11 protein-coding genes and 2 tRNA genes are annotated in these 13,259 nt (G+C 44.3%); 4 read left to right on the forward strand and 9 right to left on the reverse strand.

The annotated features are described in order from the left end of the window. Positions 1–253 precede the first annotated feature (253 nt). The 8 genes from H6G05_RS00095 to H6G05_RS00130 form a co-directional block, all read right to left on the reverse strand. Positions 254–1,246 carry a Gfo/Idh/MocA family protein gene (locus tag H6G05_RS00095; RefSeq protein WP_190575221.1) on the reverse strand — a complete coding sequence of 331 codons (993 nt, stop codon included), beginning with the start codon at positions 1,244–1,246 and terminating at the stop codon, positions 254–256. A gap of 106 nt (positions 1,247–1,352) precedes the next feature. Next, positions 1,353–1,640: a hypothetical protein gene (locus H6G05_RS00100; RefSeq protein WP_190575222.1), complete on the reverse strand. Its 288-nt coding sequence runs from the start codon at positions 1,638–1,640 to the stop codon at positions 1,353–1,355. Positions 1,641–1,912: 272 nt separating this feature from the next. Further along, positions 1,913–2,821 carry a homoserine kinase gene (gene thrB / locus H6G05_RS00105; protein WP_190575223.1) on the reverse strand — a complete coding sequence of 303 codons (909 nt, stop codon included), beginning with the start codon at positions 2,819–2,821 and terminating at the stop codon, positions 1,913–1,915. Between the two features lie 87 nt (positions 2,822–2,908). Further along, the gene (hemG, locus tag H6G05_RS00110; protein WP_190575224.1) at positions 2,909–4,348 is read right to left on the reverse strand and encodes a protoporphyrinogen oxidase; all 1,440 of its coding nucleotides are present in this window, start codon (positions 4,346–4,348) and stop codon (positions 2,909–2,911) included. A gap of 109 nt (positions 4,349–4,457) precedes the next feature. Next, complete coding sequence (locus H6G05_RS00115) at positions 4,458–4,694, reverse strand: DUF2811 domain-containing protein (RefSeq protein WP_094530675.1); 237 nt, start codon at positions 4,692–4,694, stop codon at positions 4,458–4,460. Between the two features lie 449 nt (positions 4,695–5,143). Beyond that, positions 5,144–5,578, reverse strand: coding sequence for an NfeD family protein (locus H6G05_RS00120; protein WP_190575225.1), 435 nt, complete (start codon positions 5,576–5,578; stop codon positions 5,144–5,146). Between the two features lie 134 nt (positions 5,579–5,712). Next, positions 5,713–7,026 carry an MlaD family protein gene (locus tag H6G05_RS00125; RefSeq protein ID WP_190575226.1) on the reverse strand — a complete coding sequence of 438 codons (1,314 nt, stop codon included), beginning with the start codon at positions 7,024–7,026 and terminating at the stop codon, positions 5,713–5,715. Between the two features lie 5 nt (positions 7,027–7,031). Continuing rightward, complete coding sequence (locus H6G05_RS00130; protein ID WP_094530734.1) at positions 7,032–7,826, reverse strand: ABC transporter ATP-binding protein; 795 nt, start codon at positions 7,824–7,826, stop codon at positions 7,032–7,034. A 306-nt stretch (positions 7,827–8,132) separates the two neighbouring features. On the opposite strand from H6G05_RS00130, the gene H6G05_RS00135 reads away from it, so the two are divergent. After that, positions 8,133–9,092: an asparaginase gene (locus H6G05_RS00135; protein WP_190575227.1), complete on the forward strand. Its 960-nt coding sequence runs from the start codon at positions 8,133–8,135 to the stop codon at positions 9,090–9,092. Between the two features lie 69 nt (positions 9,093–9,161). On the opposite strand, the gene H6G05_RS00140 is transcribed toward H6G05_RS00135, so the two are convergent. Then, positions 9,162–10,370, reverse strand: a complete 1,209-nt coding sequence (locus tag H6G05_RS00140; protein WP_190575228.1) for an MFS transporter — start codon at positions 10,368–10,370, stop codon at positions 9,162–9,164. A gap of 576 nt (positions 10,371–10,946) precedes the next feature. On the opposite strand from H6G05_RS00140, the gene H6G05_RS00145 reads away from it, so the two are divergent. The 3 genes from H6G05_RS00145 (at position 10,947) to H6G05_RS00155 (ending at position 13,200) form a co-directional block, all read left to right on the forward strand. Continuing rightward, a tRNA-OTHER gene (locus tag H6G05_RS00145) sits at positions 10,947–11,070 on the forward strand. A gap of 260 nt (positions 11,071–11,330) precedes the next feature. Further along, positions 11,331–11,453 (forward strand) — tRNA-OTHER (locus tag H6G05_RS00150). Positions 11,454–11,595: 142 nt separating this feature from the next. After that, complete coding sequence (locus H6G05_RS00155; protein ID WP_190575230.1) at positions 11,596–13,200, forward strand: TROVE domain-containing protein; 1,605 nt, start codon at positions 11,596–11,598, stop codon at positions 13,198–13,200. The last annotated feature ends 59 nt before the right edge of the window (positions 13,201–13,259 follow it).

The raw sequence follows: 13,259 nt of genomic DNA on the forward strand, positions 1-13,259 counted from the left end.
GGGAGGTTGAGATCCCCGACTTTTTCTACTCAAGCAAAAGGGATTTGCAAATTTACAAAAAAAGTCGGGGATCTGGGCTTGTAAGTAATTATCTATGATTTATTTGTTATTTGCAAAATCTTCTGCCATTTCCGCCATAAAAGGCGATAGGAAACAAGGAAAAAATTGGGATAGCCGAGAAGGGCAACCACGGGGGGATTGCCCCTACTTTAGAAACTACCAAGTAATGTCAGTATAAAGTAAAAATTGATGTTTAGAGAGTGACTATTTGATTGGTGGCTGCTGACTTTTCGGCAGCATTAGCAACCGCAAGAGAATGCAAAATACTCTCATGGTTAGTGTAGAGCGGCGTACCTGTAAACAGATGCGAGAGAACATTTTCGGTATCCTTCTTAAATAAACCTCGCGTTGTTCCTGCATCAAGTTCCATTTCTCCATCTGCTGTAACTAATTTCCCCTTATCACCAGAAAAAATTAGCGCTCCTTGACTACCCTGTAACTCCATAACTCGCTCTGGATGCCAAAAGTCTTCACCTTTACTATAGCTAACATCAGCGAGAACTCCATTCTCAAACTGAAGTTGAGCATTGCAGACACAGGAAGTAAAATGACGTGGTAGATGATCACCCCTATAGCGCAACTGACAAGATACAGCCTTTACTTTCCCAAACAGAACAATTATTCGATTCAGCCGTGAAACTGCTGCGGTTAAGGGAAATCCAAACAAATCTGGTTTGTATGTCCATTTATCTTGGACAGGACGCTGTGGACTTTTAGTGGAATATCGAGCATAAAAAGGATTGCCAACCTTAGATAAATGCTCCATTACTAGTTGATGCACACCACCTAATAGTTCAATATGTTCGACATGGAGCATTAAGTTCTGTTGCTGGGCAAGTTTGACCAATTCCTCGGCTTCAGCCAGATTAAAAGAGAGTGGATATTCGACAATCACATGCTTACCCGATCGCAGGGCTTGTCCCACTACAGCCCCATGATCGCGATTGACATTACAGATCACTACTAGGTCAATATCAGGACGCACAACTAGTTCTGACCAATATTGATGCACATGGGGAATCGCAAATTCTTGGGCGATCGCCTGTGTTTTTTCGGGATTACCTGCGATCGCCACCAGCGTAATACGTGGATCTTGACTGAATATTTCAGCGCGTAATTTGGCAACAAAGCCAGACCCAACAATACCAACTCGCAAAGGTTGATGAGAGATCGCGTAACTAGTCATGATTTGGAAGTTCTCTAATTATGTAAATACATAATAAAGGCGGCGCGATGCACCGCTTTTATTTTTTCACTTTATAAAAAAGAGCGGCGTATTGCGCCGCCTTTTTTTACTTGAGGCGATGCAATTTAGACGGTGGCAATAGTTTGCGCTCTGGGGCAACTTTTTGCCTTGGCGATCGCACATAAAAGATTTTGCGTCCTGTCGTCTCATTCACCCAACGGGCAAAGCGACTCCACACTTTTTCAGATAAATATTTCTGAGCAACGATCGCTAAACCAATGACGACAGCGATCGGGAATACTGAGTCAAAGGGATTTCCATCGCGGCTACCCACAAATAGCAGCACAACTGCGGAAATCAGTGCAGAGATCAGTAAAAATTGAAATTTAGACATATATTTCCTGAATTATGCGTTTATTGGGGATTGGCTTTTAGCTTTTGGCTTTTAGCTTTTAAATGTACTTGAGAAACCATTTAAGAATTGTAGTTTTTGCCCCCCTACCCCCCCAATTCTGGGGGGAACCATATTTAAGTCCCCCAGAATTGGGGGATTTAGGGGGCTAGACACCTAGAGCTTTAAACGAGAAAGTATCGTGTGATTCTTAAATGGGTTCTGAGCTAACAGCTAACAGCTAACTGCTAATTGCTAACAGCTAATTGCTAATTCTAACGAGTTTTAAAAGTTGTACCATCTTTAGCGATCGCGAGACATTTAGTTATAGCTGTAACACCGATTGATTGCCATGCTTGCTGCATAGCTTGGGCAACTGACTCTATTGTACCCATTGGGGCTAAAGAAAGTAGTGTTGGTCCCGCGCCACTGATCACCGTGCCATAGGCTCCCGCCGCGATCGCGGCTCCCTGCACATCAGCCATACCTGTTATCAAACTTTGGCGATAGGGTTGATGTAATTGATCCTGTAGTCCCGCCTTAATCCAACTAGCATTTCCTGTCTGAATCCCGTGCGTTAACAATGCCAAATGCGAAGCGTTAAAAACTGCGTCATGCATGGAAAATTGTTTTGGTAAAACCTTGCGTGCTGCTGCGGTCGATAACTCAAAGGCGGGAATTGCTAACGCGATCGCAATATCTTCATGCCATTGCAAATCACAAAATTCCCATCCTCCCGCTTGATTGGAAGCCATCAGTTGACATCCGCCCAACATTGCAGGAGCCACATTATCAGGATGTCCCTCCATCTCGATCGCAAGATCTAATAAAGCAATGCGATCGAGGGGCGATCCTGCTAACAGATTTGCGCCAAAAATACCGCCCACAATTGCTGTTGCAGAACTGCCCAAACCTCGCGATAGTGGGATGGCTGTGTCTGTATGAAAGGCGATCGCTGGAATGGGGCGATCAATAAGCTGATAAAACTTAGCTATGCTTTGATATACAAGGTTGGTTTCGTCTCGTTCCACCTTGTCTGCGCCTTCCCCCGATGCAGTGATGGTTAAGCGATCGGCGAGGGAAAATTCAAAACGGTTATAGAGCGATAGGGCTGCGCCAAGGCAGTCAAACCCAGGACCAATATTAGCAGTGGTTGCGGGAACGGAAACTTCAAAAATGGTCATGCTGAAAAACTAAAATAAAGAGCAGTTTTTTGTGGTTCAGCTTCGCCGAACCACAAAAAAACTGCTCTTTATTTTACGGTGCAGCCTTTACTTTAAGAATGCCTCAATTTTGGTTGCTTCTTGCAAACTCCGCTTGATGCAATCGCCTAAAGCGACACCACCAATAAAGTTGGCACTCACATACAAGCCTTGAGATTTTTGTAATTCTTTTTCTACCGTCGCAAGCCGATCTAAATGTCCAATCTCATATTGAGGGATAGCCTTATCCCAAACATGGACAGCGATCGCCTTCGGTTCGGCTTTTGTGTCAGGACGCAGGATGGTTTTCTTGAGATCTTGATGAACGGCGGCAATGATTTCAGGCTCTGAAAGCTTAGCTAAAGCAGGATCGAGCGTGCCACCGATAAAGTTTAATAACAGTTGCCAACCTTCAGGGGCACGTCCAGCAAATAGACTGGATGACCAGATTGTGCCTAGGGTTCTCACGCCTTGAGTGCGCGGTATCAAATTGCCAAATCCTTTCATGTCATAGGCAAATTCGCTCTTAGGATATGCCATCACCACACAAGCTACAGTCGGATAAAAAATCTCGTTTAAGGCTTGGCTAGCTGCTGGTAGATAGTCTTGCAACAGTTTGGCGGTGACATAGGCGGGGGTACTGAGTACTACCGATCGCGATCGCACCGTTTCTTCACCTATGGGCGTATCAAACTTAGAAATATAGATTTCGCCTTGCTTTTCTAGCGAGATCAAAGTCCATTGCTGCTTGACGGCTGTACCCTGCTCTCGTAACTTCGTAGCGATCGCCTCAGGCAACATCTTAATCCCTTGCCGAAATGAACCCAGTTCACCAGCTTTAACTTTGGGAAGATTGGGATCATTCAGCTTTTGGGCTTTACGTTCTTTTGCCGAAAGGATTGCGCCTGCAAGCAAACCGTTATAGCTATCTTCTAAGCGAAAAATCTTAGAAAAGGCTGCCTTGGCACTAAGTCGTTTCGGATCACCTGCGTATACACCTGAAATAAACGGTGCAACTAATCTTTCAACCGCTTGTTTACCTAGTAGGCGTGAAAAGAATTGATCAACGGATTCTTCGCCAGCCATTGCGGGACGCGCAAAGCCGATCGCCCCTAAAGCCAGACGAATTTTGCCGCCCCAAGTCAAAATTTTGGAGGCGATCGCTGTCGGTGGACTCATGGGTAAGGCGTTTAACTTGCCATTGAGAAAGACAAAACGGGGCAATTTGCCATCAGCTAATACCAATTCGTCCTTTAGTCCCACCTGAACTGCTAAACGCAATAACTCAGGCGCAGGCTGAAAACTATTTGGTCCCTCTTCCCATTGATAACCTTCGTCATTTTTAGCGCTGGTGATCGCACCACCTAACCGATCCTGTGCTTCCGCAACCAAGACGCGATATTTTTTGGCGATCGCTAGTTCATGGGCGATCGTTAAGCCTGATATCCCTGCGCCAACGACAAGAACATCTAAGGGTTGATTGGTTGCAGAGGAGGGTGTTAGGGACATAGCTAAAAGGACTTAAAGGCAATGAGCAATTTTCAGTCTAGTACAACAAAGATCCTATAGCTCAGTACAAGCTTTATTTAGATTTGTGCAGCCGCCATAGGCGGCTTGTTTATACTGAGTGCTGAAATAAAGCGTTCAAATACACTTTGGCTGTACTGCGATAGCTATGGGATGCGTTGTGGGATGTGCCGTGGCGATCGCTACCACCGTTTTGCAACAAAAACAAAGACAAGGCGGCGGCAAATACACGATCCTGATCCCAGTCAGGATGTGACTCTAGGTAACTTTTGAGGGTTTCGTGCAATTCTTCAGGAATCTCTGCCAATATACTGACGGTCGTACTCATGCTGAAACCTCAACTATTAAACAAGTTTGATAGAAATGACGCAACCATTTTTCAGAGGTCGGGCTTTAATTGTGCGTGCAACTAGCTGTTCTTGTCAACGTAACGAAGTGTTAAGTATTGATGATAAATAAATGAAACCAACTTGATAGAATCAGTATTTTAGAGCGATTTGATTTACGTATCTTAATAATCAAAGGGGCTTAAAAGTTTTCCCAAATGAAATGCTCATTCTATTAACGAATCCTTAACCAGTAAGGCGGCAGTATCTTTACCTCCAAAAGCACCTGTGGAAAACTAACAGTTATCTGTGGAAAAAGTCCCAATATCTGTGGAAAAGTCTGTGGAAAACTTTTGAAGATCTAATTTGAAAATTATTTTTTTCTTAATATTTATGGTGATTTCTAAATCAACAAAAAACGACACTTTACGTTAATTTACGTTTTTTGCTGTTAATGACTCAGCCAATTTTCGGGAACAACGATTAATGTTGTGCCTTGCCGCCTCAGAATAATGACTTTTTGTTGAGCCGCGATCGCAATTTGAGGGTTATCACATTTTGCTTTCCATGAACTACCCTCATAGTGGACTCTTCCCGACTCTCCTGCGGGGATTTCCGTAAGCGTAACCCCTTCACTCGATTCTTTTAGTTGATGTGAATCCTTGGGAATAAATCGTCGTGAAGCCACTGCTAACATCGCCGAGATCACCATCCAAGCCAAGATTTGTAAGGCAGGAATCGGCAAAATCAGCGCGATCAAACCTACTAGCAATGCAGCTAAGCCCATTGCTCCAGCAATCAAAAAGGTTGGCAATGGCACTAGCAACTCAATAATGCAAAGGGCAATACCGATCAGTAGCCAGACTTGACTAGGTAGTAAATTCATTGCACACCTGATTTATCAGAATTATCCCAAAACACAGTTTTTGTAGCGCAACGAAGTTGCGCTACAAAAACTGTTCTTTATTTTACTTTCTTGCTACCACAGGAATTAGTAATACGTAGCTTCACCACACACTACTAATTCTTGCCTGTAGCCTCTGTCGCAGGGACTACTTCTGATTTGACAATTGTGCTACTGGGTTTGGGGCTATTGATTTTGATTTTTTGGGAATCCAGAGCTTTTTCCCGTCTAGAGCGATCATCCTCAGTGGTTGATTTAATAACCTTATTGCGAGCGACTTCTACAGTTTCTGGTAATTTAGGGCGATCGCCTGCTGTCGGCTCGCTAGGGCGTGAATTAGTTGCAGTTGGTGCAATTGAGTCCAAATCTGGCGCATTGGATAACAAACCACCTAAACCATTAATTAAATTGCGAATATTGTTACGCAGCTTTGGATCTCCTGTCAGTTCATCGAGATCGGCGGTAATTTTCTTCGCATTGGCAAAAGTTGCCCTAGCCGAGTCCAGAGTTTCGCGTAATGCGGAGATGGTAGCTGGATCATTGAGTTCACCAGATACTTTGCGAAGGTTTGCCGAGGTTTCGGCAGCATTTTCCGCGAGTTGCTGCAAGTTAGCAATCAACTTGCCATCATTTAACAAAGGTTTAGCGCTAGCTAGCAGCGATCGCGCTTCTCTGGAAGTAGCCGCGATCCCATCAAGGGTTTGGGCTAGTTTTTCGCGATTGACCTCAATCAAGTCTTGGGCGCTATTTGCCACATTGCCAACTTTCGTCGCTGCACCACTAATTGCATCAGCAGTATCACCAAATTTCGCAAGCTGACTTTCAAAAGTTCCAACCACTCGATTGGCTGAATCCGTAAGCTTTTGGATACTTTTAGCCGTTGATTTGGCAGCAACTAAGGTTTCGTTGAGGTTATCGATTAAATTTTGATCGTTGATTTTGCGTAATGCAGCACTCGAATCCTTGAGTAAGGCAATGAAGCTCACACCACGCACACCGTCAATCTGCCCACCCTGACAAATAATCAAATCAGCATTGCAATCCTTAGCGATCGGATTCATTTGCGGATCAATGGCTAATTTATCTTGCGGCGGGAAAATATCAATGTTGGTATTGCCTAAAAAACCGCTTTGATTAGTTTCGGCAATCGATTGTTTTGGAATAATCAGCTTAGGATTTTCAATACTTACTTGCACATCAACGCCTTCGGTTTGGGCGGTCATGGCAGTTACTCGTCCCACTTCTACACCACGAAACCGAACCACTGAGCCAGTATTTAGTCCACTTGCATCAGCTATTTTGATCGTAAACGTAAACTTAGAACTACTCAGTTGTAACCCGCGCAGCCATAGCAATGCGCCCCCAAGCGCCACTACTCCACCAATGATAAATAAGCCAAGCGCACCGTCGCGTAATGTTTTTCGCTGCACGAGCCTTATACCTCCCTAGTCAAAAGTTGAATTGGACCTTCAGTACTGCCACTAAAAAATTGTCTGACATACGGATTGTCGGCAGTATCAATTGTACTCACGTTTCCTGCATAGCGCACCGATCCGCGATAAAGAACGATCAAGCGATCGGCTGTACGGCGGATCGTGCTGTCTTGGTGAGTAACGACAATATAGCTATCACAGACCTGTTGTTCTCGGAGCGATCGCATCAAGTCTTCGATAATGGTCGAAGCCACAGGGTCAAGTCCTGCGGTGGGTTCATCATAGAGCAGCACTTTTTTGGTTTGCGTTTTGGCGGTGGGGTCATCCATAATCGCACGGGCAAAACTCACCCGTTTCCGCATCCCGCCTGACAGTTGGCTAGGATAGCGATCGCTAATGTTATCTAAACCCACCATGGCAAGCTTATGTTCGACCAGTCGATAAATCTCGCGGCGTGACAGGCGGGAATGCTCAAATAACGAGAATCCCACATTTTCGGCAACCGTGAGTGAGTCAAAGAGGGCGGCATTTTGGAATACCATCCCAATACTTAAGCCGTAACCTCCTTCTTGGATATCATCTTCCGAAGAAACAAGGTTGCCATTGATGTATAACTCACCTTGGTCAGGGGCAAGTAGTCCGCAAATAATGCGTAAGATTGTCGATTTGCCAGTACCAGAGGGTCCAATGATAGCGATCGCTTCACCTGTATGCACAGTGAGATCGACACCATTTAGTACAGCATTAGATCCAAAACTTTTATGAATATCACGCAGTTCTAGCAAGGGTGTGACCACATTGCTACTATTTTTGATCAGAGATCGGACTGGCTCCATCGACATGTATTTCTGATTGAAAAAATCGCTCTACCAAAAACTAACATTTTTTCAGAAACTTTTCCTAAAAAAACTCTAAATCAGCAATTGTTACTAAAACCCGAAAGAGGATAGGTAGTGCTGAGCACTGCTTCTCCTCTTTCGGGTTACACGGCGCACGCAAATTGCGATAAAACCGAAAAACTAGAAGCAGTGCTTTTCACTGCTTCTAGTTTTTCGGTTTTGAATTACCGTAAGATGTTGGTGGCTATCCTAAAGCATTAATATATGAATCTTGGCAAGCGTAATCGTTTCTCCGCTAACAAAATTACCGTCCAATTGCTACGTGAGGGCATTGTCGAGTCAATCCACTCTTGCCAAGCAGCTGTCGTTGATACTAGAGGTCGAATCCTCTCAGCAGCAGGTGATCCCCAGACAACTACCTTTGCCCGTTCTAGCCTTAAGCCAATTCAAGCTCTACCCGTCTCGATTACTGGTGCACAGGAGCGGTTTAACCTTTCAGAAACCGACCTTGCCATTATTTGCGGCTCGCACCAAGGGACGATCGCCCAAGCTCGACAAGTTTTTAGTATTCTGTGGCGATGTGATGTAGAGCCAAGCGCTTTACAATGCCCAGTCCCCGAATGTCAAAAAAGCCCGCTCCAGCATAATTGTTCTGGCAAGCACGCAGGCATGATTGCTATTTGCAAACAACAAGGGTGGCAGATTTCTTCGTATATGGATCGCCATCATCCTGTACAGCAACTCGCGCTTAATACAATGGCAGATCTCTTACATATGCCTGCTGCCGAATTTATTTGCGCCCATGATGATTGTGGTGTTCCGACCTATTTATTAGAGATTGGTCAACTAGCGCGACTCTACGCTTTACTATCAGCTCATGATCAATTGCATCTAGAACGTATTACCCGTGCGATGACTAGACATCCTGACATGGTGTCTGGAAATGGACAATTTGATACAGAGCTAATGCGCCTCAGTAATGGTGAAGTTATCAGTAAGTCTGGTGCAGAAGGAGTGCAATGTATTGGAAGGATTGGCGAAGGATTGGGGTTAGCCATTAAGGTGATGGATGGCTCTAAAAGAGCAAAAAATGCGGTTTCTATCCATTTGTTAAAACAATTAGGATGGATTAATCCGTCAGTTGCTCAAAGTCTCGAAGAATCATTTCTTTCCGTTGGTAAATATAGCCGTCTCGAAGCAGTTGGTGAGTTGTCACTAGCATAAAAGAGGATTTAAAAATCAAACCCAGTAATACCAAAGCACAAAATGGCGTAGCCATTTTGTGCTTTGGTATTACTGGGTTACTTTCACTGCATAGCTTTTACGTTTTATAAATGCAAAAATTAGCACTAGAAATGTACATATTCCCGCTAAATAAAGTGGATAACCATAGGAACTAGGATTATTTTGATTAACAACTAATCCTGCGATTACGGGGCCAAAAGCGTTGGATACACTGAGATAGGAGGAGTTTAGCCCTAAAATTGTACCCTGTTGCTCAGGACTAGTATTTAGAGAAATTAGCGCACTAATCATTGGCTGTACAACTGAGTTCAGTAGCGAAAAGAGAACGCAAACAGCAACAAAATAATATGCATTCTCCCAAATAGGCATTAAAACGAAAGACAGACTACGTATAAATAATCCTAAAAAGAGAATTTGGACTAGTTGCAGATGTTTGGTCATTTGAGCAATACCTAGAGTCTGCATCACTACACCTAATACTCCAAATAAAACAAACATTAGGGTAAGTGCATCGCTATTCTGTTTGAGAACCTGCAAAAAATAGGGTTGGAAAGCAAACGTAAATAGAGTGAATGTCATTCCTGTGAGGAAATTGATAATCAATAAAATACCGATTTTCGGCATAAACAATCCTGTAATCAGTTTCTCCAAACCAATGTCAAAGATGTTTTGAGCCTTCTGAGCTTTAGTTTTGAGAGTTTCTGGTAGAAGGAAAATTGTGAGGAATAAGGCGATCGCAGCAATCGTTCCCGCAACTAAAAAAGAAGCACCAAAGGACTTGCCCAAAGGTGTATTTAGGGCAGCTTTTTGAGCAAGTAAACTGATTGCGGGTCCAAGAATAAATCCTAATCCAAAGGCTGCTCCATTAATTCCAAAGGCTTTAGCGCGGTCTTCAGGATTAGTAACATCGGAAATAACAGCTTGGGCTACTGAAGCATTTCCACCTGTGATTCCGTCAAGAAATCTCGCCAAGAATAGGACTGCGGCACTTCCTGCTGTCCCTGCCATCAGATTGGCAATCACCGTCCCTGCTAAACTTAGTATTAATAGAGGCTTACGACCAAATCGGTCTGATAGTTTACCGATAATTGGTGTAGCAAAAAATTGGGCGATCGCATAAATCGCAAATAGCAAACTGGTCTGAAAATCATCTAATTTAAACTGTCTGCCATAGAGATACAAAACAGGGATCAGAATCGTAAAACTCAGAGAGTTAATAAAAGAAATGAGAGCAATAATCCAAAATTTACGATTCATTCGCTTAGGCGATCGCATATAGTCCTTGTCTATACTACAGTGCTACCACAGACTTTTGTAGCAATTACAGAGTAAACGAACCACAAAGAAATTTTTGAAAGCGTTGCTTTGCAACGCTTTCAAAAATTTCTTTGGTTTGTGAACGAAACACATACCGAAACACAAAATGGCTTAGCCATTTTGTGTTTTAAAACCCTTATTGGGTTTGGTTTTCAATTCACAAAAGTGTGACAAAAATTTTGTGAATTGGTATAAAAAACTAAATAAATTTGCGATCGCTATTGCATTCTTGTAGTACGTGTAGTATAAATGTAGTGCAGCGTAGTTCAAGCGCGTAGAACGCCTAACCTGATTGATACTACAAGTACTACTCAAGTAGTTGTGTAGCAATTGGGAAAGGAGATACAGCCTCGCAAACTGCTGAATTCCTTTATGCAATGACTTGCCTATCTGGGCTGAAGCATTCAGGGTTATTGCTACCAGATAGGTGCTGCTTGTTCGCAAGTGGCATCTATCACCAAACCAAAACTCTCAATTTAAATTTTGCCTATGGCAAAATTTAAATTCGCTAAATATTGACGGGTAGCTCAGTGGTAGAGCATTGAAAACATCCTTTTTCGTCACTTACCTGCAAAGGTCGCAGATTTAGGGTTATCGCCTGAAACGCCAAGTGTCGGGGGTTCGAGTCCCTCTCCGTCAATTGGGAGTTTGATTTTGAGTAATGTTTTGGAGAGATAGTTATGCGATCGCAATCGAAACTTCTCTTTGCCCTAGATTACTACATGGTGCAAAGCGCCATGTAGTAATTAAAGGGACGAATTGGTGAGGGTTATCGCTTAGGATGCATCACCTCCATGAGGTGACTGGGTTCAATTCCCAAAATCCCTTCCTAAACTAGAGGTTTTGCCTGCTGGTTGCCATCTCTCCTTAACAAAGCAAAAAATCAAAGTTCCAATCTTGGGGTGGATAGTTCAACTGGTAGAACGCACTTTAGCCCGCAAGGGACGCAGACTTTAAGGTTATCGCTTTTAACGATCCCCCCCTTTATGTCGCGAGATGTGGGTTCAAGTCCCATTCCACCCCCTTCTAAAAGCTAATGGCTTTTAGGTTTTAGAAAATTTTGATTGCACTGCAAGTGCAATCAAAATTTTCTAAAAATATCCTTCTCTTTGGTCGAGGCGAAGGAAGTTCTCTTTAACTTTTCCCTTACGGGACGGAGAATGTCATGTCTTATAAATTTTTATTCCAGAAACCCAAAGGTACTCCTCAAACTCAAGCGATCGCAGGTCGTGAAGCTGAAATGATTCAAGGGCGATCTGGTGGCTTTGCCTTTGATGCGGGTATCTGGCGCATGTTGCGTCGTTGCTTGCTGATTGGTACGGCTCAAAGCACCTACTACGCTGGCAAGCACGAACTGTCCGCCGATTTCATTGATACGGTGCAGAAATGTATTGCCGAAAATCCCGATCGCGTGAAGAGCGAAATTCTCTATGCTAGCGATGGTCGGGCGGTGAATAACAGCGCTCCGATTCTGGCATTAGTCTTGCTATCGATGGGCGACAGCCAAGCGGCGAAACGGAACTTCATGGAAATCTTTCCGCAAGTTGTCCGCACAGGTAGCCACTTCTATGAATGGATGAACTACACCAAATCCATGCGTGGCTTCGGTAAAGTCATTCGTGAAAGCGGTAAGGCATGGCTCTCCAATCCCGACACCAAGGCGCTCGCCTATCAGTTGCTGAAGTACCAACAACGGCAAGGCTTCTCGCACCGTGATGCGTTGCGTTTGTTTCACGTTAAGCCTGAAACTGACGATCAACAAGCGCTCTATCAATGGGTGGTCAAGGGTTGGGATGAACTTCCTTCGCAGATTCCATCGAATGCGCTAGCGCAAATCTGGTGGTATGAATGGCTAAAGCGCCACCCTGACAAGACCCATGAAGCGATCGCTAATGGTAAACTCACCCATGAAATGGCGGCTCCCATCGGACAGATGGATGTGCGTGCATGGCAGTTGCTCTTTAACGAAATGCCCATCGGTGCGCTATTGCGGAACCTTGGTTCCTTGACCGAACTTGGTGTCTTGACAGCGAAGAACAAGGATAACTTGAAGCATGTCGCCAATGTGTTGAACAATCGCGATCGCCTCAAGAAGGGACGCATTCACCCCATTGATGTTTTGAAAGCTCTCAAGACCTATCAGTCGGGTGGTGCGCTCGGACGCAGCCAAAAGACTTGGCAACCAATTCCGCGCATTGTCGATATTCTGGAAACTGCTCTGGAAATGTCCTTCGATGCGATCGCGCCCACTGGTGCGACTTTCCTCCATGCGATCGATGTGTCAGGTTCAATGACTTCCTACACCGTAAGTTCCATCGGCTTGACCTGCTGCGAAATCGCGGCAACGATGGCTTTGGCGACGGTGAAGGCGGAAACCAACTATGCAATTCGTGGATTTGCCACCGACTTCCGCGATTTGGGAATCACGAAAAATGATTCCTTCACATCGGCAATGCAAAAGGCATCGAGCCAAAACTTCGGTGGTACGGATGCATCGGTGGCTTACGACTGGGCGATTAAGAATAAGTTCTATGCGGATGTGTTCTGCTTCTGGACTGATTCTGAATCTTGGGCAGGTCGTCGTCATCCTAGCGAAGCCTTGGCTGAATATCGCCGCAAGGTGAATGCTAATGCAAAGGCAATCTATGTGACCTTGGCTCCCTACAAGCTCTCGCTAGTCGATCCTAAAGATCCTAATTCTTGGGATATGGGAGGTTTCGACCCCGCTATGCCCCGTGCGATCCAAATGGTAGCAATGGGTGAAGTCTAAAAAAAGGAGTCGCTTAGCGACTCCTTTTTTTGTATGTAGGTAGCTGGAGTTTGGTAAAG

Origin of the sequence: Phormidium tenue FACHB-1050, from assembly GCF_014696925.1 — a bacterium.
Lineage (GTDB): Bacteria > Cyanobacteriota > Cyanobacteriia > Pseudanabaenales > Pseudanabaenaceae > Pseudanabaena.

Excerpts from the sequence above, each read along its gene's own strand:
- H6G05_RS00095 (WP_190575221.1), bottom strand. The coding sequence starts at position 1,246 with ATGACTAGTTACGCGATCTCTCATCAACCTTTGCGAGTTGGTATTGTT.
- H6G05_RS00100 (WP_190575222.1), bottom strand. The coding sequence starts at position 1,640 with ATGTCTAAATTTCAATTTTTACTGATCTCTGCACTGATTTCCGCAGTT.
- thrB (WP_190575223.1), bottom strand. The coding sequence starts at position 2,821 with ATGACCATTTTTGAAGTTTCCGTTCCCGCAACCACTGCTAATATTGGT.
- hemG (WP_190575224.1), bottom strand. The coding sequence starts at position 4,348 with ATGTCCCTAACACCCTCCTCTGCAACCAATCAACCCTTAGATGTTCTT.
- H6G05_RS00115 (WP_094530675.1), bottom strand. The coding sequence starts at position 4,694 with ATGAGTACGACCGTCAGTATATTGGCAGAGATTCCTGAAGAATTGCAC.
- H6G05_RS00120 (WP_190575225.1), bottom strand. The coding sequence starts at position 5,578 with ATGAATTTACTACCTAGTCAAGTCTGGCTACTGATCGGTATTGCCCTT.
- H6G05_RS00135 (WP_190575227.1), top strand. The coding sequence starts at position 8,133 with ATGAATCTTGGCAAGCGTAATCGTTTCTCCGCTAACAAAATTACCGTC.
- H6G05_RS00140 (WP_190575228.1), bottom strand. The coding sequence starts at position 10,370 with ATGAATCGTAAATTTTGGATTATTGCTCTCATTTCTTTTATTAACTCT.
- H6G05_RS00155 (WP_190575230.1), top strand. The coding sequence starts at position 11,596 with ATGTCTTATAAATTTTTATTCCAGAAACCCAAAGGTACTCCTCAAACT.